This window comes from Iningainema tapete BLCC-T55 (genome assembly GCF_014698965.1).
GTDB classification, from domain to species: Bacteria; Cyanobacteriota; Cyanobacteriia; order Cyanobacteriales; family Nostocaceae; genus Iningainema; species Iningainema tapete.
On record NZ_JACXAE010000072.1, the window covers coordinates 164,461 to 182,907 of the forward strand.

The window sequence follows — 18,447 nt, forward strand, 5'->3', positions numbered from 1 at the left end:
TGCCAATTTCCCATTTCTCTATTGAATTGATTCAACTTCTCCCTTGACAGCAGATTTACTAGTTGAAGTTACATATACTCCAAAAAGAATCACGGCAAAACTGACAAAGGTAGCCCAGTTAGGCTGTTCTGAAAAGAGTACCCAAGCTTCTTGGGTGCTAAGAACGGGAACAAACAAATCGCATAAGGAGACAAATCCTGAAGATAACCTGTTGAGGGAATAGGCGTAAAGTCCTAGTCCTAGTATTTGGCAGATTAAGGCTAGGGAAATTACGTAAAACCACTCAGTTAAAGAACGAGGGAAAAGCTGATCTTCAGTAAGTATCACCACTGGCAAAAGCAAGATAGTGCCGATCGCCGAACACCAAGTCATAATAGTTACCGGACTCAATTGAGTTCGTAGTTGTTCGACAATGAGTGGGTATAAACCAAGAAACACGGCTGATAGTATTGCCGCTAAATCTCCTTGGAGTATGTCACCAGGGGATGATAGATCACAGTATGCTAACAGACAAGCTCCAGCGAGCGCTATGAACATACCGAAAAGAAATTTACTGTCAAAGCGCTTACCCCATATCAGCCACCCTGCTAAGACGGTGAACAGTGGAGCCAAATTGTGCATTAATGTAGAATTAGCAACACTGGTATGCGCTAAAGACCAAGCCCACAGAGCAAGAGTAGCAAACATCACAAACCCAACTCCTACTAAAAGTAAGATTTGCTGGATTGTGTAGAGTTGTGGTTTTTCGAGTTGGCTATTAGAGACTCGCCTCCGCGCTGCGGTAAATCCATTCCACAGCACAAAGGCGACAGTAGAGATCCAAAAGCGATTAAAGATCGTGGCATTTGGGCCTAGTTCGCCTTCACTTAAACGGATCAAAATTGGCGAAAAAGACAGAGCCACTAAGCTGACTACCAATGAAGTAAGTGCTACCGTATTCGGTGTTGCCAATAACTGTTCGTGTGAGAATTTAAGTTTAACCTTGAGCATCAATTTTTCATAATGTTACTGAGTGTACATGTCTTTTTAGCTAATTTTCCATAATTTTTAGCAAAAAAAATCACACAAAGCTTAAACTATGCGCGGATATGTCCTATAGTAGAGCAAAAGACATATCCGTAGTTCTCGCTTTAGAGGTAAAGTTTGGTTTCTTTTTGCACTCTGCTTAAGTCAGGGTAATAAATTCCATCAATGTCAAGCTACTTCCCGTATAAATGACTTTTTCCAGTTTAAAGCCACCAGCATCAAACAACTCCTTATACTCTTGTTCAGTGCGCCAGTAACCTCCTGGATTTGTCACCATCATTTGAACTGCAGCAACAGCTGGGATAGTTCCATCTGGGTATTCTACTGGTGCACCACGAGGTGGAACTAGTGTTTGTAAAAGTATCACCTTACCTTCTCTCGGAAGAGCTTCTCTGCATCGGCTAATTACCTTGAGCGCGTCTTCCACACTAAATACAGAAAGGAAATACTTCATCACAATCGCATCTGCACCCTTAGGTATATCCTCTAAAACATTACCACCAATGATTTGCACGGCATCTTCATCTAATTCTTGTTTTGCCAGGAAAGCACGAGCTGTCTCCACCTCGTGGGGAAGATCGAACAACATGCCTTTACAGCCAAATTTTTTGACAATATGAGCAATTAGTGCACCTTGATTACCACCAACGTCCATAATTGTATCAAATTGACCAAAGTCATAGACCTCAAACACTGAATCAATTGCTTGATTCGTTAAAAAGCTCATGGCATTGTTGAACATATTTCTACTATCAGGATTTTCATTCAGAAAAAAGTTGTAGAAATTCTTGCCATGTGCTCGCTCAAAAGCTACTTCCCCTGTTTTCAAGGAATTACCTAGTTCCTTCCAAGCATCCCACATACAAGGTTCTGTAATATGCATTAGGAAATGTCCTAGTGTTGGCTCTGTATTCGTCGTAATTAGGTGTTCTGAGAGTTCTGTCGCTGCAAATACACGCCCTGGCTTTTCCAGAAAAACACCTAAATGAGCTAGAGCACGGAGAAGAACGTAGAGAGGTTCTACTTTTGTAGAGGTTTCTTTTGCTATGGTTTCTACAGTCATTGGTCCTGACTGTAAGAGGTTAGGTATACCTAAGTTTGTTGCTACATAAAGGCATTGACTTTGCCAATACCCATAGATGATCTGAGCTAGCTTCTTAGATGCCGAAGTAGTTCCTAACAAATTCTATTTCTCCGCGTCAAAATTTTACACTACTTACTTTTTATTAGTCTATATCTCTTTGTAAACCGAGAATAGACAATGGGTAATCGGTAATGGGAAAACAATATTACCAACTACGTTTTTCTCAATGCTCTAATTTTAGGCGCATACTCTGAAAAATCCTCTTAAAGTATTAAAATAATCTTAACTTCTGTTAAACCTCTCGAACCATCATTTATAATATTATTTTTGGAAATCTTACGTCTATAAGCTACGTTGTGCTTGTACTACAAGCACATTTGCCTTTTCTCAAGGTGTAGATATAGATATAACTATCACATGAGTCAAATCATTTGGATTGCAAGACACGCTAATCGCCTCGACTTCGTAAACCCCGATTGGTTTCTAACTGCACAAAGACGCTACGATCCACCACTGTCTGAAGACGGATTTGTACAGGCAAAACAACTGGCGAATCGCTTGAAGAGAGAAAATATTACTGAGATTTTTGCTTCGCCTTTTTTACGTACAGTACAAACAGCAAATGCAGTGGCGGATGTGCTTAATTTGTCAATTAAATTGGAAACAGGTTTGAGTGAATGGCTCAATCCAGCTTGGATGACAGAAGAACCACAAAAACTCTCCACTAGTGCTTTGGCAAAATTATTCCCCAGAATTGACACTAGTTATACTTCGCGCATTGCCGCTAACTATCCTGAAACTTACCAAAAAATGCAGGAACGTTCGGGGCAAACGGCTAGATGTCTTGCTGTTGAATGCTCTCCAAATAATATCCTCATGGTGGCACATGGTGCATCTGTACTGGGAGCAGCAATCGGGTTAGTAGGCGAAACTGCTAGAGGCGAGGTAAAGGCTTCTCTGTGTTCTTTGGTAAAGGTTGTGCGTCAACACCCAGAATGGTTGCTAGAACTAAAAGGAGATACTTCTCATCTAACCGATATAGAGGAAGTGATTCGATTTAATTAAATTTGGTCATGGGGAATGGGGATCAGTTAATGGTTAACTATTAACAGGTAAAATTTCCCGATCCAAAATTCAAAATCTAAAATCACTATGACATTACTACTGGCAGGGGACATCGGCGGTACAAAAACCATTTTGCGATTGGTTGAGACATCAGGAAATTCCTCTTTACACACTATTTATGAGGAACGATTTCGGAGTGGGGATTTTCTTGATTTAGTGCCGATGGTACAGCAGTTTTTAGCCAAAGTTGATTCACAGATACCACAAAAAGCTTGCTTTGCGATCGCAGGTCCTGTGGCTAATAATACCGCTAAGTTGACTAATTTAGTTTGGTTCCTTGATGGTGAGCGTCTACAAGAACAACTCGGCATTACTCACGTTTCTCTAATCAATGACTTTGCTGCTGTTGGCTATGGTATTCTGGGTTTAGAACCACAAGATTTGCACACTCTGCAAGCTGGTAAACACAATCCAGAAGCTCCCATCGCGATTATTGGTGCAGGAACTGGTTTAGGGCAAGGATTTTTAATCAAGCAGGGACAAGATTATCAAGTATTTCCTTCCGAAGGCGGACACGCTGATTTTGCCCCGCGTACTGAGTTAGAATTTTTACTATTAAAATATTTGTTAGATAAACACGATATTCAAAGAGTGTCTGTAGAAAGAGTAGTTTCTGGTTTGGGCATTGTCGCAATTTACCAGTTTTTACGCGATCGTCAAATAGCCACTGAATCACCAGAAATAGCTGCAGTAGTCAGATGCTGGGAACAAGAGGCAGGAAAACAAGACAAAAGTGTCGATCCTGGTGCGGCAATTGGTAAAGCAGCAGTGGAAAAAAGCGATCGCCTTTCGGAACAAACAATGCAACTTTTTGTCGAAGCATACGCGGCAGAAGCAGGAAATCTTGCTCTTAAACTTCTACCCTACGGTGGTTTATACATTGCTGGTGGCATTGCACCGAAAATATTACCTTTAATTGAGGATCAGACTTTCCTATTAACTTTTTCTCAAAAAGGCAGAATGCGCAGCATCTTACAAGATATACCTGTACACATTATTCTCAATCAACAGGTGGGAATTATCGGTGCTGCTGTTTGTGCTGCTAGGTTATAACAGCTAACAAGCAGTACAAGTAAAATTAGTAACTATGACAATCAGAAGGTTTCTGCCTTTGATGGCAGCTACTTTGGTATTGAGTGGATTTGTCAGTGTTGAGGCGCGTCAACCTAAGCGCCTAGCTCACTCTAAAAAACCTCCTACCATAGTTCAGCCTCCTTGGAAGGTATTCACAGCCCCAGATGGACGTTTTTCTGTTTTAATGCCAGGAATGCCGAAATTGATTACTCAAACTCAAAAAACCTATATGGGAGAAATTGATTTACAAATGTTTGTCGCTCAACCTCCCCAGCAGGAAGTAGCCTATGTAGTTACTTTTAATGATTTTCCGGATAGTTATGGTCAAATGGCAAATCCACGTACAATTCTCAATGATGCCCAAAATATGGCGCTCAAAACTACACGGAGTAATTTAGTTACTCAGCGTGACATACGTAGCTCTAATGGGCATCCAGGTAGAGAAGTTGTGTACGTAAATTCTATAGGCAAAATTACTAAAAACCGGATGTACTTTGCGGAAGGGCGCTTGTATCAAGTAATGGCTATTACTACTCGAACTCAGCAAAAGACTCTTTCTCGCACCATTACAGGTTATTTAAATTCCTTTAATGTGGTATACAAACCATGATTGTCGGCCTTGGATTAAAATCCAAGGCTAATAGCTTAAGTCCGTTGAAACGGACTAATATAAAGCTTTTGAAGGTTTCTATATTCGTTAGTTAGATTATGGCAGGACATAGTAAATGGGCAAATATTAAGCGTCAGAAGGCGGTGGTGGATGCAAAAAAGGGTAAAACATTCACCCAACTGTCTCGGGCGATTATTGTAGCAGCAAGAAATGGTGTACCAGATCCTGCAGGCAATTTTCAACTACGTACCGCAATTGATAAAGCCAAGGCAGCGGGTATTCCCAATGATAATATTGAACGGGCGATCGCCAAAGGATCTGGTACATTCTCCGGAGATGCTACTGTAGAAGAGATTCGTTACGAAGGTTATGGTCCTGGTGGTGTAGCAATTCTCATTGAAGCTCTTACAGATAATCGTAACCGTACTGCTGCTGATTTGCGTGCTGCCTTTAGTAAAAACGGTGGAAATCTCGGTGAAACAGGTTGCGTTAGCTGGATGTTTGAGCAAAAGGGTGTTTGCACAGTGCAGAGTGTGGTAGATGAAGAAAAGCTTTTAGAAGCATCGCTTGAAGGTAATGCCGAGTCTTATGAAATGACTGACGATGAGACAGCAGATGTATATACCTCCATCACAAATTTAGAAAACCTGAGTAAAACTCTTAAAGAAAAAGGTTTTCAAGTGACTGACGCAGAGTTACGCTGGATTCCTAGTAACTCGATAGAAGTTACCGAGCCTGATATGGCGCGAATGCTACTCAAATTGATCGATACTTTAGAAGGCTTGGATGACGTGCAAAACGTCACCGCCAACTTTGACATGAATGAACAACTAATGACTATGAGTATGGCTTAGCTAAAGCTTAGTTTCCAGCACTTCTAACCCACTCTTTAACATTAAATAACATGAAGTCGCTCCTGGATCTTGATGTCCTATGCTACGATCGCCCAAGTAGCTAGCCCGCCCTTTTTTGGCAACCATAGGGATAGTATCCTTCATCCCTAGTTCAGCTGCTACTACAGTAAGTTGCATCGCTTCGAGCATACCTTTACTTTCTACAACTGCTTGTTGGAAAGCTTTGACAGCAGGCGATAGGACATCAATCATAGTCTTATCGCCCAGTTGTGCTTTCCCACGCTGAATTACACCATCCAAACCTGCTTGAAGCATCGCTAGCATATCTTCTTCAGTCAATTCCTGTTTACCAGCTACATCTGTACTAGCGCGGAGAAAAAAAGTACCATAAAGAGGACCACTAGCACCCCCAACTGAGGAAATTAGTGTCATGCTGACGGTTTTCAAAATAGTACTGATGTCTTTGTCAGCAACAGTTGGTAATTGAGCGATCGCCTTTTTAAACCCTCTTTCCATATTAATACCGTGATCGGCATCACCAATCGCGGCGTCTAAATGCGTTAAGTAATCTTTGTTCTGTTCTATTTGAACTGCAAAAGCTTGTAACCATTGTAAAATTTGTTCTTTTGTCATAGAGAATCTAAATTCCCCAACGTAAACATGGTGTCTTCACAGGTGCATCCCATAATTGGAGCATTTCTTCATCTAGCTTGAGTAAAGTAATTGAGCAGCCTTGCATATCCAAAGAAGTAATATAAGGACCAATGAGGTTACGCACAATCTGTAATCCGTGCTTTTCACATACTTCTGCAAGTTGACGATACACGATATAAAGTTCGCTCAGGGGAGTTCCACCCATGCTATTTACAAAAGCTAAAACTTTGTCACCCTGGGAAAAACTTGGATCGGTCAATTCTACATCTGCCCATTCACCTTTGTGTTCATCCCATTCTCTGACTGTACGATGGTAGGGCGCATCCTCTACAATAGCATTTACTAGCATTTCTGTAATTTCATCAGCAGATATAATGGTGATACGTTCCCGCCCTGGTTCACCATGAATACCAATTCCCATTTCTACTTCGCTTACGCCTAATTCAAAAGTAGGTGTCATAATTGCTGGTACTGTACAAGAAGTCAGTGCCATCCCCATACTCCGCCCATTTTGATTTACCCGCCGACACAAATCAGCTACTCGTTGCAAATCATACCCTTGCTCTGCGGCTGCACCACAAATTTTTTCCGCTAACACTGTCGTTCCTACACCCCTGCGTCCTTGAGTATAAAGACTGTCTTTCACCGCTACATCGTCATCAATTAATATATTTAGCACCCGGATGCCTTCACTACGAGCCAACTCCGTTGCCATTTCAAAGTTCATCACATCACCGCTATAATTCTTAACGATATAAAGGATACCAACTCCACCGTCTACCTGCTTAGCCGCTGCCAACATTTGATCGGGAGTAGGAGATGTAAAAACTTCACCAGGACAAGCTGCATCAAGCATTCCAATGCCGACAAATCCAGCGTGCATTGGTTCATGCCCACTACCACCCCCTGAAATAATTGCTACCTTTCCTTGTAGTGGTGCATAAGTTCGGTGAACAAAAGTAGGGTGATAATTAACTGCGATCAGATCAGGATAAGCTGCCGCCATACCTTGTAAACTTTCATAAATAAAGTCTTCAGGCTTGTTGATCAGCTTTTTCATATCAAGACTCCTGGGTAATAAGTTTTTGGTACTCCTGTTCAGTAATGATATCTAAAGTACTTTCCAACCGATCTAGAAAAACGATACCATCAAGATGATCGTGTTCGTGTTGAAAGATGCGAGCGACAAAATCGGTAAATGCGTGCTTTTGAGATTTGCCATGACGATCTGTATATTCTACTTCAATTGCCGCAAATCTAGGCACAAAACCTCTAATCCCTGGAATACTTAAACAACCTTCCCAACCTTTAACTATTTCGGTAGAATGAGCAATGATACGAGGATTAATCATCACCGTTGGTTCCATTTTTGGGGCGTGAGGATACCTGGGATTAGGACGTGAGGCAACAATAAATAAACGATCTTTCTCTCCTACTTGAGGCGCTGCGATCCCAACACCATTTGACTGAACTACCGTTGTCATTAAATTGTCAATTAGTATTTGAATACGCTCATCTTTGATATCCTCAATCATCAAAGCTTTTTGACGCAGTATAGGATTACCCAATTGAATAATTGGCAATAATTCAGGCATAATACACACTCCAGCACTTAATTGGTATTGTAACAAATAGCAATCAGCAATCAGCAATTCCCAAATCTAGCTTTCACGTTGCACTGGCAACGGTGCTGGTCTAATAAATACTTGCGATTTTTGCCCATTTCGTTGTATTTGTATTTGTAAAGGGAAACCTATTTTACTGTTTTCTACTAATTTTTGCACGTCTACTATACTAGAAACGGGCTGATTACTGATGCTTTCTATGACATCACCTGCTTTCAACCCAGCAGATGCGGCGGGAGAACTAGGGACAACATTTATCAATAACACTCCCTTATCTGCTGCTAAATTAACCCCAGTTCGAGAATTTACTTTTTCCTTAACCTCATTTGTCAGTGTTACCATCTGAATACCTAAATAAGGATGATCAACCTTTCCTTTGGTAATTAATTCCTGAGCTATTCGTTGCGCAGTTTTGATCGGAATCGCAAATCCTATGCCTTGCGCCCCACGGATTATAGCAGTATTCATGCCAATTACTTCACCACGAGCATTGAGCAGTGGTCCACCAGAGTTACCAGGATTAATTGCCGCATCGGTTTGAAGGTAATCAACACGCTTATCGTTAGCACCAATATCACTGCTAGAACGACCTGTAGCGCTGATAATACCAGAAGTAACGGTATTATCTAAACCTAAAGGATTACCAATGGCAATCACTGCTTCACCAGGTTGTAAAATTTCTGAATTCCCTAAAGCCACAATTGGCAAGTTATTTGCATCAATTTTGATCACAGCAACGTCCGTAACTGGATCTTCACCTTGTACCTTGCCATCAAACGTGCGACCATCTTTTAATTTTACAGTTACAATGTCAGCACCATTTACCACATGAGCATTAGTCAAAATTTGACCGTTAGCATTGATAATAAATCCAGAACCACTTCCCCGCTCTAGCCGCTGTCTAGGCTGTGAAGAGCCGCGTCCAAAAAATCTCCGTAATGGTTCATCTAGTTCTTCTGGCGTCTGGGAGATGACAGTTTTAGCATCAATACGCACTACCGCAGAGCCTACCTTTTGTACTACTCCAACTACAAAATTAGGATCTCCCTTGCCAGCAGCAATAATCGGTGGTGGTGCCAGTTGGGGATTTGTTTGTACTACAGTCTGGGGTTGTAGAGGATCGGTAGTATCAAATTTTTTTGCTTCCAGAGTATTGGCAAGCATAGAGCAACCCCCAAGATAGGTTACTACTAAACCTTGAAATAGAACGAAACTAATTTTAGTGGTAAATGTACGTAGTGATGAGGTAATGGGATGATGGTTAGTGAGCTTCATGTATTTTTATTTCTACGTGTGAATTGTGGTGGTAGGATATTGGCTACTAGGAGAGTCTCGGAATAATTAACTCAAAAGATAGTTTCACACTTTGTGAACTAGTTTGTTAAATTGGTGCAAGCTTATCTCCTTTATTGTGACGATTATGGGCAAAGGTGGTAAATTATGGAAATTACCATAGATAATCTGTGGACTCAGGTACTAGAGCGCTTACAAGTAGAGCTATCTCGTCCCACCTTTGAAACTTGGATTAAAACCGCTAGTGCGGAAAGACTGGAAAACAACTGTTTAGTAATTCGTACCCCTAATCCCTTTGCACGCAATTGGTTACAAAAGTATTACATTAAGACTATTGCGAATGTAGTGCAAGACATTATTGGTTATCCTGTAGAAATTTACTTAACAGTTGCTTCATTTGAAGAAGATTTTCAATTAAATGAACAAGAAGCTAATTGGGGAACACCTACTCCAAACAAGAATGTTGATCTACCCAAAAATCGACCAATAAGTTCTAATTTAAACATAAAATATGTATTTTCTCGCTTTGTGGTAGGTGCAAACAATCGGATGGCTCATGCTGCTGCTTTGGCAGTTGCCGAATCTCCAGGCAGAGAATTTAATCCGTTGTTTTTGTGTGGTGGTGTTGGTTTAGGTAAAACTCACCTCATGCAGGCGATCGGACATTATCGCTTAGAAATTTGTCCTAATTCAAAAATATTTTATGTCTCTACCGAGCAGTTTACGAATGATTTAATTACTGCCATTCGTAAAGATAGTATGCAAAGTTTTCGCGAACATTACCGTGCTGCTGATGTAATTTTAGTGGATGATATTCAATTTATTGAGGGTAAAGAATACACCCAAGAAGAGTTTTTTCATACTTTTAATACATTACATGAAGCAGGTAAGCAGGTTGTCATAGCATCAGATCGTCCTCCTAATCAAATACCGAGATTACAAGCAAGATTATCTTCACGGTTTTCTATGGGTTTAATTGCTGATATTCAACCTCCTGATTTAGAAACTAGAATGGCAATTTTACAGAAGAAAGCTGAGTACGAAAATATTCGTCTACCTAGAGACGTAATTGAGTATATTGCCTCTAATTATACATCAAATATCCGTGAGTTGGAAGGAGCTTTAATTCGCGCTCTTGCCTATATTTCTATTTGGGGTTTACCAATGACGGTAGAAAACATTACGCCAGTACTAGAACCGCCAAGAGAGAAGGTAGAGGCAACCCCAGAAGTAATTTTAACGATTATCGCTGATGCTTTTGGTGTTTCAATTGAAGACCTTAAAAGTAATTCACGTCGTCGAGAAATTAGTTGGGCGCGTCAAATCGGTATGTATTTAATGCGGCATCACACGGATTTGAGTTTGCCGAGAATAGGAGAGGAATTTGGTGGTAAAGATCACACAACTGTAATCTACAGCTGTGAAAAAATAACTCAACTGCGAGAAACTGATTCTGGCTTAACAGAAACTTTGCGTTCCTTGAGCGATCGCATCTCCATGACTAGTAATCCGAAAAGACCTTAAAATATTAAGTAAACTATAAATTTTTTTTAAGATAAAGTTAGATTGTGGAAAAAGCTTAATTTTTTGTGGAAAACTACTAAAACTGCTGTGGAAAACTATAGGTTTTTAGTGGAAAACTCTACTAAGTACAAATACTCTGTGGATAAGTAACCAAGTTTTTCCACACTTTTTCCACAGAAATTAACACGTAAAACCCAATAAATAAGAGAAACGTCCAACATTTTCCACAATTTCCACAGAGACTACTACTATAAATAAAATAATTAATTATTTAATAGTAGTCGCAGGACAAAAAAACGCAAAACCAGAATACTGCGACGAAGACCAAAAACCTGCTAACATAGCGAACGCACAAGCTGAATCGCCAATATGAAATTAGTTTGCACCCAAAGTGAACTCAGTACCAACTTATCTCTTACTAGCCGCGCTGTACCTTCACGCCCAACCCACCCAATACTAGCTAACGTGTTGTTACACGCAGATGCAGAGACTAACCTGGTTAGCTTAACGGCATTTGATCTCAGCTTGGGTATTCGTACTAGCTTTAGCGCTGAAGTTTTAAACTCAGGGACAGTTGCTATTCCTGCCAAGTTGCTTAATGACATTACGTCTCGTCTTCCTGAAGGAGAAATCACTTTAGAGGATGAATCAGGAAACCAGGATAATTCAGTGGGTGCAGAAGGTTTAATTGTCACACTTACACCAAAAAGCGGGCGTTATCAAGTAAGAGCGATGGGAGCCGAAGATTTTCCCGAATTACCTGTCATCGAAGATGCTCAAGTAGTTTATCTTCCTGGGGGGGCGCTCATAGAAGGATTGCGGGGTTCATTGTTTGCTACCAGTGCAGATGAAACTAAGCAAGTACTTACTGGAGTACATTTAACAGTAAAACAAGATACATTAGAATTTGCAGCTACTGATGGGCATCGCTTGGCAGTAGTAGAAACTACGAACGAAAGTTCAGACGCAGAAGAAGCAGGAGCAGAAATTGCGCCTATAGAGGTAACAGTACCAGCCAGAGCATTGAGAGAATTAGAGCGGATGTTAGCTCATAGCTCAGATTCAGATCAACTAGTAGCTTTACAATTCGATCAAGGTCAAGTTGTTTTTGAATGGCAGAATCAAAGGTTGACTAGTCGTACTTTAGAAGGGCAATATCCTGCTTATCATCAACTTATACCTCGTCAGTTTCAAAGAGAATTGATTTTAGATCGCAAACAGTTAGTGAGTGCTTTAGAACGAATTGCTGTATTAGCAGATCAGAAAAATAATCTTGTTAAGATGAGTATAGAGAGCGAGGCTCAAGAAGTTACTTTATCTTGTGAATCTCAAGATGTGGGTAGTGGTAGAGAAACAATTTCAGCCCAAATATTAGGAGAAGATATAGAAATCGCTTTCAATATTAAATATTTGATGGAAGGTTTAAAAACTTTACCTTCTACGGAAATTCAAATGCAGTTGAATACAAATTTAACTCCTGTGATTTTCACTCCCTTGGGCGGTGTGAAGATGACTTATTTAGCTATGCCTGTTCAATTGAGAAATTAGATTGTATATTAGTCCAGAAAAGAATTTCTGGGCTAATAAATGAAACAGAGACGCCCCACCGGGGCGTCTCTACACCCTTGTACCTTCAGCAAAACGGATTTTGAGATAGTCTTCTTCCATTTTTGCCCCTACAGGTTGGAGTGCTGCTAAAGCTTGTGGTAAAACTAAATTACGTCGATGGTTACCAATCGTAACATTTAATTCATCACCTGTTTTACTCAGTTGAATCTGGTTTTTGGGAATACCAGGTAAATAAAGCTCTAAGCTATATTGATCTTTATCTTGAACAACTTTAATAGTGGTTTCTTTGTAATAAACCTGAGTGGGATCTTCGTCTTTGTACAGTGTTTCCTTTAGTCTTTCTAGGGCAGCTAAACCGCACATTTCCTCTGAGAATAGGGGAACCTCTTTCACAGTTAATGGGTGGAAGTTTTCATGAATTTCCTGTCGATATTGCTGCTGATTCTCTTTCCAACGCTGGAAAAATGGATCTTGAACTTCGTTGGGAATAATACGATTGGCTACTACTAAATCTGTTGCAACATTATACAAACTTAGATATGCATGGGCGCGAAGAGACTCTTTAATCACCATCTTTTCTGGATTGGTGACAAGACGCACAGAAGTTTGAGTGTTGTCAGTTAAGACTTTTTCCAAAGCTTCAATTTGTTGATAAAATTCATAAGGAGCATCCATTACTTCTTTGTCTGGTAGAGAGAAACCAGCAATGGGTTTAAAAAAAGGTTCTACTAAAGGTCTAAGTGCAACTGAGATGTTTTGAAATGGTTTATAAAAACGGCGCATGTACCAGCCGCTTACTTCTGGTAGACTCAACAGACGCAATGCTGTTCCAGTGGGTGCTGAGTCGATAATCAGTACATCAAAATCGCCTTCGTCATAATGGCGTTTCATTCTTACCAAGCCAAAAATCTCATCCATGCCCGGTAGAATCGCCAGTTCCTCTGCCTGTACCCCGTCTAAACCCCGCGCTTGTAAAACTTGAGTGATGTAACGCTTTACAGCACCCCAGTTTCCCTCTAGTTCTTGCAGGGCATCTAGTTCTGCACCCCACAAATTTGGGCGAATTTGTTTCGGATTGTGTCCTAATTCTAAGTCAAAACTGTCAGCTAGAGAGTGGGCGGGATCTGTACTCAATACTAGAGTACGATAACCCAGTTCTGCACAACGGAGTCCAGTGGCTGCGGCTACAGAGGTTTTTCCTACACCACCTTTACCTGTCATTAAAATTACACGCATGGATGCTTTTGTCCTGTGTGAGAAGTTTTTACATTTATTTACATTATCGAATGTTTAAGCAAAGAAATGTTGTTTCAGCACGTCCAAGCGTGAACAATTCCAATAATCTATATGAGAAACAATCAATCCAACTGAGTCGAGGCGTAATTCGCTCCAGCCAGGAATGGAAATACGCGGTTTCCAAGGAAGGGGAGTATTCCAACTCAGTGTCCACTTGGTTTTAATTGTGTCTCCTTGTCGTTGAATGTCGTGCAAGTCCATTTTCGGATCTAGAAAAAAAGTCTCAATGAATTTAATCATTTGCTTGTAGCGCTCGACACCACGGAACTTGTTGAGCGGATCTTGAAAATAAACCTCTTGAGCGTAGATGCTGTAAGTCTGATTAACGGGGAATCTCTGATAGTCATCTTTCAGAGTTTGAATGATGTCCATGTCTTTATTACCAATTATTAAGTTTCATCCCAAAGGCGTTCTAGTTGACGTCGCCAAGCTGCTAAAACTTCTTCTTGCGCTTCAGGGGTTTGATCTGAATCACCCATCAATCCTTCTGCATAGAAGCGATCAAGGTTTTGCATTGTAGCTTGTAATGATTGACCTTGCTGTTTTGCTGCTATAATTATTTGCCGCACACGGCTTTCTACTAACCGATTAAAGACTTTATCTAACCCGGCTTCGTAGAAAGAAATCAGTCGAGCGATCGCCGAGCGAAAATCTTCCACCACCAAACTATTGCTGTTATGCTGAAATACACCCCACACTACACCTTGATGCAAAGCGTAACGTACCTCTTGAGTTTCATCAAAATTAGCTTCCATGAACTGTTCTAAGAATGGCAGAGCTTCTTGTTCAGGTACTATTGGTATTAAAATTCGCAGCCAAGTGTCATCTTCCGAAAGCATGACTAATAGACGGAAAGCAGGAGCTTCTACTTGCCAAGAACCTGGTGCGATCCGATTGACTGATGCTGCATCAAATAAATCTGTGAGTGCATCTGCTATTTCTTGTGGTTTCATAGTCTTTTTTTATGCTTATTGCCTCTAGCGTAACGCTTAGAGGTAGCATTGATCTCAGCTAATTTCTCGCCACTCCCGCGCATTTACAAACTGGGATAAATGACCTACATTAGTTGTGGCAACTACCACTGCGTCACCCTCCGTTTCTACCAGTGTAGCTTGCGCCGCTAAAATCACATCTCCGTCTAGCGCCTTAGGATCTGCTGTAGGGATTCCCCTTTGTCGTGCTTGCGCCCAGAATTCAGCTGCTTGCAGCATCATAGCTGTATTCAAAGGCAAATATTCCAGCGTTACTTTGAATTCATTCAGCCGCTTGATACCCGCTAGTTTATTTACTCGTATTAACTCTCGCCGCACCTCGTAGTCTATTATTTCTGGTAAAATTATCCTATAGCCCTTGGACTGTAAAGATAACACCCAGCACCGACATTCCGTGTTGAGAGGTGAAGCCTTGGGATTGGTTAATATTCCCAACGGACCAGAATCTAATAAAACTATCATTTTTGTGGAAACAGTGGTCGATTTGAGAGACGATCTTCATCTAATGCTTTTTGCAAATATTCAAAAGTTTCTCGCTGCTCCTCTTCATCGTATTCTTCATCCCACCTACGGAACATTTCATCTAAATCTTTCAATCTCTGTTGTTTCTCAGCTTCAGTTAATTTGGTTCGTACATGTGAACCACTTTGCCCAGTCGTAGTAGGCGCTTCTCTCTTGGCATTGTTCTCAATCAAATCAGCAATTTCCTGCAAAAGGCTGGTTTTCATTGCACTCAATCGCGCATCAACCACTGTGGCAATTAAATCCTTTAGTTCTTCTACTGTTATAGATGCTACTTGTTTATCTGTCATTTTCACTCACCCTTTCTAGGAATTATTACATTATCTTAGCGAATAAGCAAAATATGAGATTATGCCGCGCATCTTTGACAACATCAACTTGCAACTACTACCGATTCTGCGATCAACTCTCAAAGTCTCTTATCGCGCTGATTTTTGCGTCGGCTACTTCAATCTCAGGGGTTGGCGGAAACTTGACGACTTGATTGAGCAGTATGTGGGTAGTGAAGGTGCTTGTTGTCGTTTGCTGATAGGGATGCAAAATCACGAGAGTGATGAAGTTCAAGCAGCATGTTTAACAATTTATTTGACTTTCAAAAAGCAGCAGTTCAACTGGCAGCGCGTCATGTCACCAGACGTGGGGGTGTACTAATTGGGGATGTGGTTGGTTTAGGCAAAACTTTGGTAGGAACTGCCCTTGCTAAAATTTTACAAGAAGACTGTCTACTAGAAACGCTAATTATTTGCCCGAAAAACTTAGTAAAAATGTGGCAGGAGTATGTAGATAACTATCGGTTGTATGCTAAAGTACTGTCTATCTCTCAAGTGCATCAGTTACCAGAATTACGCCGCTATCGAGTTGTTTTAATTGATGAAAGTCATAATCTCAGGAATCGGGAAGGAAAGAGATATAGAGCGATCGCTGAATATCTAGCTACCAATCAAAGTAAATGTATTTTGCTCTCTGCAACTCCTTACAATAAAACCTATCTTGACTTGTCTGCCCAACTGCGGTTATTTGTTCCAGAAGATGAAGATTTGGGATTTCGTCCAGAAGCCTTACTTAATCAACTAGGCGGCGGTACGGTGAGAGAATTAGACTTGATCAGAAAGCATCAATGTTCTGTACGCTCTTTAGCTCTATGCCGAAGCTTTTTCCAGCTCGTAAGGCTGAATCAAAACGGACGCCGGAATCCCTAATTGACTGTGCAAACGTCGAATCATCTCCAAAGTTAACGCCCGTTTGCGATTTAACACCTCCGCCACTTGCGCCCGACTGCCAATTGCAGGCTCCAAATCGCGCCGGGATAACCCACGACTTTCCAGATAATACATAATCGCCTCAATCGGATCTGGTGCTTCAATTGGGTAGTTACGTTTTTCGTATGCTTCCACCAGCGTCGTGAGAATTTCTAGGCGATCGCACTCTGGTGTATTCGCTTGGGCGTCGAAAAGTCTTTCAATTTCATCCAACGCAGCACGATAGTCAGCTTCTGTTTTGATAGGACGAAGTTCAAGCATGATGTATCACCTCAAATCGTTTCTGCATCTACGTTGTCATATTCTTTGTGCGTACCAATAAAACGAATAAACACAATACTAATGTCATAGCGAATGTGAACTATCAAGCGATAATCATTACCTTTGATATTAAATACAACACGGTTATTTGATTTTTCGATTCTAGTCTAGACTACGGACAATAACAATCAAAGTTGGTGAAAGATGACTACCCAAAAGTTGATGTTGGAAATCCCAGAATCGCTCTTTGAGCAACTACATCATTTTGCTGAGTTGACAGGACAATCTGTCGAATTTCTGGCACTACAAAGTATCACGAGTAACTTACCCCGCTGCACAGAAAAAGTACATGACCTTGATGAACTACTGTCACGAGTAACAGCCGATAATCTACATAATGAAAAGTCACACTAAGATAAATAGGGTCAAAGCCAGCAGTCGGATTTGAACCGACGACCTTCCGATTACAAGTCGGATGCACTACCACTGTGCTATGCTGGCGTACTACTAGTCTAACAACGTCGCACTAATTTGAGATTATAGCATAAACGAGCTGACTGTCAACAAATAATTAGATTTGTCTTGAAGAGCTTGGAAGAGACATGTGTTTTGCCATACAGTTATCTAAAGCAGAGGAAACACATAATCGTTCTCGATCAATCAGACTTTAAAAAGTACTAGCATGGCAGCATTGAGCGGACGAGATTTATTAAGCTTAGCAGACCTTAGTTCCAGTGAAGTTCTTGAACTCCTGCACATGGCAACCCAGCTAAAATTAAAAAGGCTGAATTTGCAGTGTAACAAAGTTTTGGGACTACTATTTTCTAAAGCTTCGACTCGAACCAGGGTAAGCTTTACTGTAGCGATGTACCAACTTGGTGGACAAGTAATTGATCTTAATCCTAACGTCACTCAAGTAAGTCGCGGAGAACCTGTGCAGGATACAGCACGAGTTTTGGATCGATATTTAGATATTCTAGCAATTCGCACCTTTGCCCAGCAAGAATTAGAAACTTTTGCCCACTATGCCAAAATTCCAGTAATTAATGCTCTGACAGATTTAGAGCACCCGTGTCAGGTATTGGCTGATTTGATGACAGTTCAAGAATGCTTTGGCACATGCACTGGGTTAACCTTAACTTACGTGGGTGACGGGAATAATGTGGCTAATTCTTTGATGCTAGGTTGTGCTTTAGCGGGGATGAATGTTCGAGTAGCCACACCAAGTGGATATGAGCCTAATGCAGCGATTGTTGAAAAAGCACGCTCAATTGCAGGCGATAAAACGCAAATAATTATAACTCATGATGCTGAAGCTGCAACAAAAGGTGCTCATGTACTTTACACAGATGTTTGGGCAAGTATGGGGCAAGAAGCCGAAGCAACTAACCGAATGCCAGTTTTCCAACCTTATCAAATTAATGAGCAGCTCTTAAGTCTTGCCGATTCAGAGGCAATTGTTTTACACTGCTTACCCGCTCACCGGGGAGAAGAACTTACTGATGAAGTCATCGAAGGTTCTCAATCAAGAGTTTGGGAGCAAGCGGAAAATCGTTTGCACGCGCAAAAAGCTTTACTTGCCAGCATTTTAGGTGCAGAATAACGTACAGACGCCCCGCCGGGGCGTCTGTACAACGTGCAATTTTTCTTTTTAAAATCTAGTATTAGCAAAAAATACA

General features: G+C 40.9%; 22 protein-coding genes, 1 tRNA gene and 1 pseudogene. 10 read left to right on the top strand and 14 right to left on the bottom strand.

Annotation, left to right across the window (positions count from 1 at the left end; genetic code table 11):
- Nucleotides 1-18 precede the first annotated feature (18 nt).
- On the bottom strand, nt 19-990 hold the full coding sequence (locus ICL16_RS21785) for a DMT family transporter (protein WP_190831943.1): 972 nt from the start codon (nt 988-990) through the stop codon (nt 19-21).
- Between the two features lie 175 nt (nt 991-1,165).
- On the bottom strand, nt 1,166-2,209 hold the full coding sequence (locus ICL16_RS21790; protein ID WP_202895652.1) for a methyltransferase: 1,044 nt from the start codon (nt 2,207-2,209) through the stop codon (nt 1,166-1,168).
- A 318-nt stretch (nt 2,210-2,527) separates the two neighbouring features.
- Here ICL16_RS21790 and ICL16_RS21795 point away from each other — a divergent pair, with 318 nt between their 5' ends.
- The 4 genes from ICL16_RS21795 (at nt 2,528) to ICL16_RS21810 (ending at nt 5,773) form a co-directional block, all read left to right on the top strand.
- The gene (locus ICL16_RS21795) at nt 2,528-3,175 is read left to right on the top strand and encodes a histidine phosphatase family protein (RefSeq protein ID WP_190831946.1); all 648 of its coding nucleotides are present in this window, start codon (nt 2,528-2,530) and stop codon (nt 3,173-3,175) included.
- Nucleotides 3,176-3,262: 87 nt separating this feature from the next.
- The gene (locus ICL16_RS21800) at nt 3,263-4,288 is read left to right on the top strand and encodes a glucokinase (RefSeq protein ID WP_190831948.1); all 1,026 of its coding nucleotides are present in this window, start codon (nt 3,263-3,265) and stop codon (nt 4,286-4,288) included.
- Between the two features lie 34 nt (nt 4,289-4,322).
- Nucleotides 4,323-4,919 carry a hypothetical protein gene (locus tag ICL16_RS21805; RefSeq protein WP_190831951.1) on the top strand — a complete coding sequence of 199 codons (597 nt, stop codon included), beginning with the start codon at nt 4,323-4,325 and terminating at the stop codon, nt 4,917-4,919.
- Nucleotides 4,920-5,017: 98 nt separating this feature from the next.
- Nucleotides 5,018-5,773 (top strand): YebC/PmpR family DNA-binding transcriptional regulator, encoded by a 756-nt coding sequence (locus ICL16_RS21810; protein ID WP_190831953.1) that lies wholly within the window; start codon nt 5,018-5,020, stop codon nt 5,771-5,773.
- On the opposite strand, the gene dhaL is transcribed toward ICL16_RS21810, so the two are convergent.
- The 4 genes from dhaL to ICL16_RS21830 all read right to left on the bottom strand — a co-directional run bounded on the left by dhaL (nt 5,774) and on the right by ICL16_RS21830 (nt 9,327).
- Nucleotides 5,774-6,406, bottom strand: coding sequence for a dihydroxyacetone kinase subunit DhaL (dhaL, locus tag ICL16_RS21815; protein WP_190831955.1), 633 nt, complete (start codon nt 6,404-6,406; stop codon nt 5,774-5,776).
- Nucleotides 6,407-6,413: 7 nt separating this feature from the next.
- Nucleotides 6,414-7,487: a dihydroxyacetone kinase subunit DhaK gene (gene dhaK, locus ICL16_RS21820; RefSeq protein ID WP_190831957.1), complete on the bottom strand. Its 1,074-nt coding sequence runs from the start codon at nt 7,485-7,487 to the stop codon at nt 6,414-6,416.
- A 1-nt stretch (nt 7,488) separates the two neighbouring features.
- On the bottom strand, nt 7,489-8,022 hold the full coding sequence (def, locus tag ICL16_RS21825) for a peptide deformylase (protein WP_190831959.1): 534 nt from the start codon (nt 8,020-8,022) through the stop codon (nt 7,489-7,491).
- Nucleotides 8,023-8,088: 66 nt separating this feature from the next.
- Complete coding sequence (locus tag ICL16_RS21830) at nt 8,089-9,327, bottom strand: HhoA/HhoB/HtrA family serine endopeptidase (RefSeq protein WP_190831961.1); 1,239 nt, start codon at nt 9,325-9,327, stop codon at nt 8,089-8,091.
- Nucleotides 9,328-9,492: 165 nt separating this feature from the next.
- Between ICL16_RS21830 and dnaA the strand changes: the two genes are divergently transcribed.
- Nucleotides 9,493-10,869, top strand: a complete 1,377-nt coding sequence (gene dnaA / locus ICL16_RS21835; protein WP_190831963.1) for a chromosomal replication initiator protein DnaA — start codon at nt 9,493-9,495, stop codon at nt 10,867-10,869.
- A gap of 369 nt (nt 10,870-11,238) precedes the next feature.
- A complete protein-coding gene (gene dnaN / locus ICL16_RS21840) occupies nt 11,239-12,417 on the top strand; it encodes a DNA polymerase III subunit beta (protein WP_190831965.1) in 1,179 nt (392 codons plus the stop codon).
- Between the two features lie 69 nt (nt 12,418-12,486).
- Here the strand turns inward: dnaN and ICL16_RS21845 are convergent, their stop codons facing one another.
- Genes ICL16_RS21845 through ICL16_RS21865 form a run of 5 tightly spaced genes read right to left on the bottom strand, consistent with a single transcriptional unit; the run spans nt 12,487 to nt 15,538 of the window.
- Nucleotides 12,487-13,674: a TRC40/GET3/ArsA family transport-energizing ATPase gene (locus ICL16_RS21845; RefSeq protein WP_190831967.1), complete on the bottom strand. Its 1,188-nt coding sequence runs from the start codon at nt 13,672-13,674 to the stop codon at nt 12,487-12,489.
- Nucleotides 13,675-13,728: 54 nt separating this feature from the next.
- A complete protein-coding gene (locus tag ICL16_RS21850; RefSeq protein WP_190831969.1) occupies nt 13,729-14,106 on the bottom strand; it encodes a C6orf136 family protein in 378 nt (125 codons plus the stop codon).
- A gap of 17 nt (nt 14,107-14,123) precedes the next feature.
- Nucleotides 14,124-14,687 carry a hypothetical protein gene (locus ICL16_RS21855; protein WP_190831971.1) on the bottom strand — a complete coding sequence of 188 codons (564 nt, stop codon included), beginning with the start codon at nt 14,685-14,687 and terminating at the stop codon, nt 14,124-14,126.
- Nucleotides 14,688-14,741: 54 nt separating this feature from the next.
- Nucleotides 14,742-15,188: a type II toxin-antitoxin system VapC family toxin gene (locus ICL16_RS21860; RefSeq protein ID WP_190831973.1), complete on the bottom strand. Its 447-nt coding sequence runs from the start codon at nt 15,186-15,188 to the stop codon at nt 14,742-14,744.
- Entirely contained in the window at nt 15,185-15,538 is a 354-nt protein-coding gene (locus ICL16_RS21865) for a hypothetical protein (RefSeq protein WP_190831975.1), read from the bottom strand. Before ICL16_RS21865 ends, ICL16_RS21860 begins: the two co-directional genes overlap by 4 nt.
- Before the next feature lie 61 nt (nt 15,539-15,599).
- Here ICL16_RS21865 and ICL16_RS45870 point away from each other — a divergent pair, with 61 nt between their 5' ends.
- Nucleotides 15,600-15,899: a phospholipase D-like domain-containing protein gene (locus tag ICL16_RS45870; protein ID WP_238360894.1), complete on the top strand. Its 300-nt coding sequence runs from the start codon at nt 15,600-15,602 to the stop codon at nt 15,897-15,899.
- Nucleotides 15,818-16,447, top strand: a complete 630-nt coding sequence (locus ICL16_RS45875) for an SNF2-related protein (protein WP_238360895.1) — start codon at nt 15,818-15,820, stop codon at nt 16,445-16,447. Before ICL16_RS45870 ends, ICL16_RS45875 begins: the two co-directional genes overlap by 82 nt.
- Here the strand turns inward: ICL16_RS45875 and ICL16_RS21875 are convergent.
- The gene (locus tag ICL16_RS21875) at nt 16,388-16,768 is read right to left on the bottom strand and encodes a helix-turn-helix domain-containing protein (protein ID WP_190831977.1); all 381 of its coding nucleotides are present in this window, start codon (nt 16,766-16,768) and stop codon (nt 16,388-16,390) included. The two genes, ICL16_RS45875 and ICL16_RS21875, sit on opposite strands and share 60 nt — an antisense overlap.
- Nucleotides 16,769-16,779: 11 nt before the next feature.
- Nucleotides 16,780-16,920: pseudogene (locus ICL16_RS21880) on the bottom strand (type II toxin-antitoxin system HigB family toxin); the annotation flags it as partial.
- 52 nt (nt 16,921-16,972) lie between these two features.
- On the opposite strand from ICL16_RS21880, the gene ICL16_RS21885 reads away from it, so the two are divergent.
- Nucleotides 16,973-17,182, top strand: a complete 210-nt coding sequence (locus ICL16_RS21885; protein ID WP_190831979.1) for a hypothetical protein — start codon at nt 16,973-16,975, stop codon at nt 17,180-17,182.
- A 15-nt stretch (nt 17,183-17,197) separates the two neighbouring features.
- Here ICL16_RS21885 and ICL16_RS21890 read toward each other — a convergent pair.
- Nucleotides 17,198-17,269: transfer RNA gene (locus tag ICL16_RS21890), tRNA-Thr, on the bottom strand.
- A 181-nt stretch (nt 17,270-17,450) separates the two neighbouring features.
- On the opposite strand from ICL16_RS21890, the gene argF reads away from it, so the two are divergent.
- The gene (gene argF / locus ICL16_RS21895) at nt 17,451-18,371 is read left to right on the top strand and encodes an ornithine carbamoyltransferase (RefSeq protein ID WP_190831981.1); all 921 of its coding nucleotides are present in this window, start codon (nt 17,451-17,453) and stop codon (nt 18,369-18,371) included.
- The last annotated feature ends 76 nt before the right edge of the window (nt 18,372-18,447 follow it).

What these genes read in the sequence shown, in the direction of transcription:
- ICL16_RS21785 (WP_190831943.1), bottom strand. Translation starts at nt 990, where the DNA reads ATGCTCAAGGTTAAACTTAAATTCTCACACGAACAGTTATTGGCAACA.
- ICL16_RS21795 (WP_190831946.1), top strand. Translation starts at nt 2,528, where the DNA reads ATGAGTCAAATCATTTGGATTGCAAGACACGCTAATCGCCTCGACTTC.
- ICL16_RS21800 (WP_190831948.1), top strand. Translation starts at nt 3,263, where the DNA reads ATGACATTACTACTGGCAGGGGACATCGGCGGTACAAAAACCATTTTG.
- ICL16_RS21805 (WP_190831951.1), top strand. Translation starts at nt 4,323, where the DNA reads ATGACAATCAGAAGGTTTCTGCCTTTGATGGCAGCTACTTTGGTATTG.
- ICL16_RS21810 (WP_190831953.1), top strand. Translation starts at nt 5,018, where the DNA reads ATGGCAGGACATAGTAAATGGGCAAATATTAAGCGTCAGAAGGCGGTG.
- dhaL (WP_190831955.1), bottom strand. Translation starts at nt 6,406, where the DNA reads ATGACAAAAGAACAAATTTTACAATGGTTACAAGCTTTTGCAGTTCAA.
- dhaK (WP_190831957.1), bottom strand. Translation starts at nt 7,487, where the DNA reads ATGAAAAAGCTGATCAACAAGCCTGAAGACTTTATTTATGAAAGTTTA.
- def (WP_190831959.1), bottom strand. Translation starts at nt 8,022, where the DNA reads ATGCCTGAATTATTGCCAATTATTCAATTGGGTAATCCTATACTGCGT.
- ICL16_RS21830 (WP_190831961.1), bottom strand. Translation starts at nt 9,327, where the DNA reads ATGAAGCTCACTAACCATCATCCCATTACCTCATCACTACGTACATTT.
- dnaA (WP_190831963.1), top strand. Translation starts at nt 9,493, where the DNA reads ATGGAAATTACCATAGATAATCTGTGGACTCAGGTACTAGAGCGCTTA.
- dnaN (WP_190831965.1), top strand. Translation starts at nt 11,239, where the DNA reads ATGAAATTAGTTTGCACCCAAAGTGAACTCAGTACCAACTTATCTCTT.
- ICL16_RS21845 (WP_190831967.1), bottom strand. Translation starts at nt 13,674, where the DNA reads ATGCGTGTAATTTTAATGACAGGTAAAGGTGGTGTAGGAAAAACCTCT.
- ICL16_RS21850 (WP_190831969.1), bottom strand. Translation starts at nt 14,106, where the DNA reads ATGGACATCATTCAAACTCTGAAAGATGACTATCAGAGATTCCCCGTT.
- ICL16_RS21855 (WP_190831971.1), bottom strand. Translation starts at nt 14,687, where the DNA reads ATGAAACCACAAGAAATAGCAGATGCACTCACAGATTTATTTGATGCA.
- ICL16_RS21860 (WP_190831973.1), bottom strand. Translation starts at nt 15,188, where the DNA reads ATGATAGTTTTATTAGATTCTGGTCCGTTGGGAATATTAACCAATCCC.
- ICL16_RS21865 (WP_190831975.1), bottom strand. Translation starts at nt 15,538, where the DNA reads ATGACAGATAAACAAGTAGCATCTATAACAGTAGAAGAACTAAAGGAT.
- ICL16_RS45870 (WP_238360894.1), top strand. Translation starts at nt 15,600, where the DNA reads ATGCCGCGCATCTTTGACAACATCAACTTGCAACTACTACCGATTCTG.
- ICL16_RS45875 (WP_238360895.1), top strand. Translation starts at nt 15,818, where the DNA reads ATGTTTAACAATTTATTTGACTTTCAAAAAGCAGCAGTTCAACTGGCA.
- ICL16_RS21875 (WP_190831977.1), bottom strand. Translation starts at nt 16,768, where the DNA reads ATGCTTGAACTTCGTCCTATCAAAACAGAAGCTGACTATCGTGCTGCG.
- ICL16_RS21885 (WP_190831979.1), top strand. Translation starts at nt 16,973, where the DNA reads ATGACTACCCAAAAGTTGATGTTGGAAATCCCAGAATCGCTCTTTGAG.
- argF (WP_190831981.1), top strand. Translation starts at nt 17,451, where the DNA reads ATGGCAGCATTGAGCGGACGAGATTTATTAAGCTTAGCAGACCTTAGT.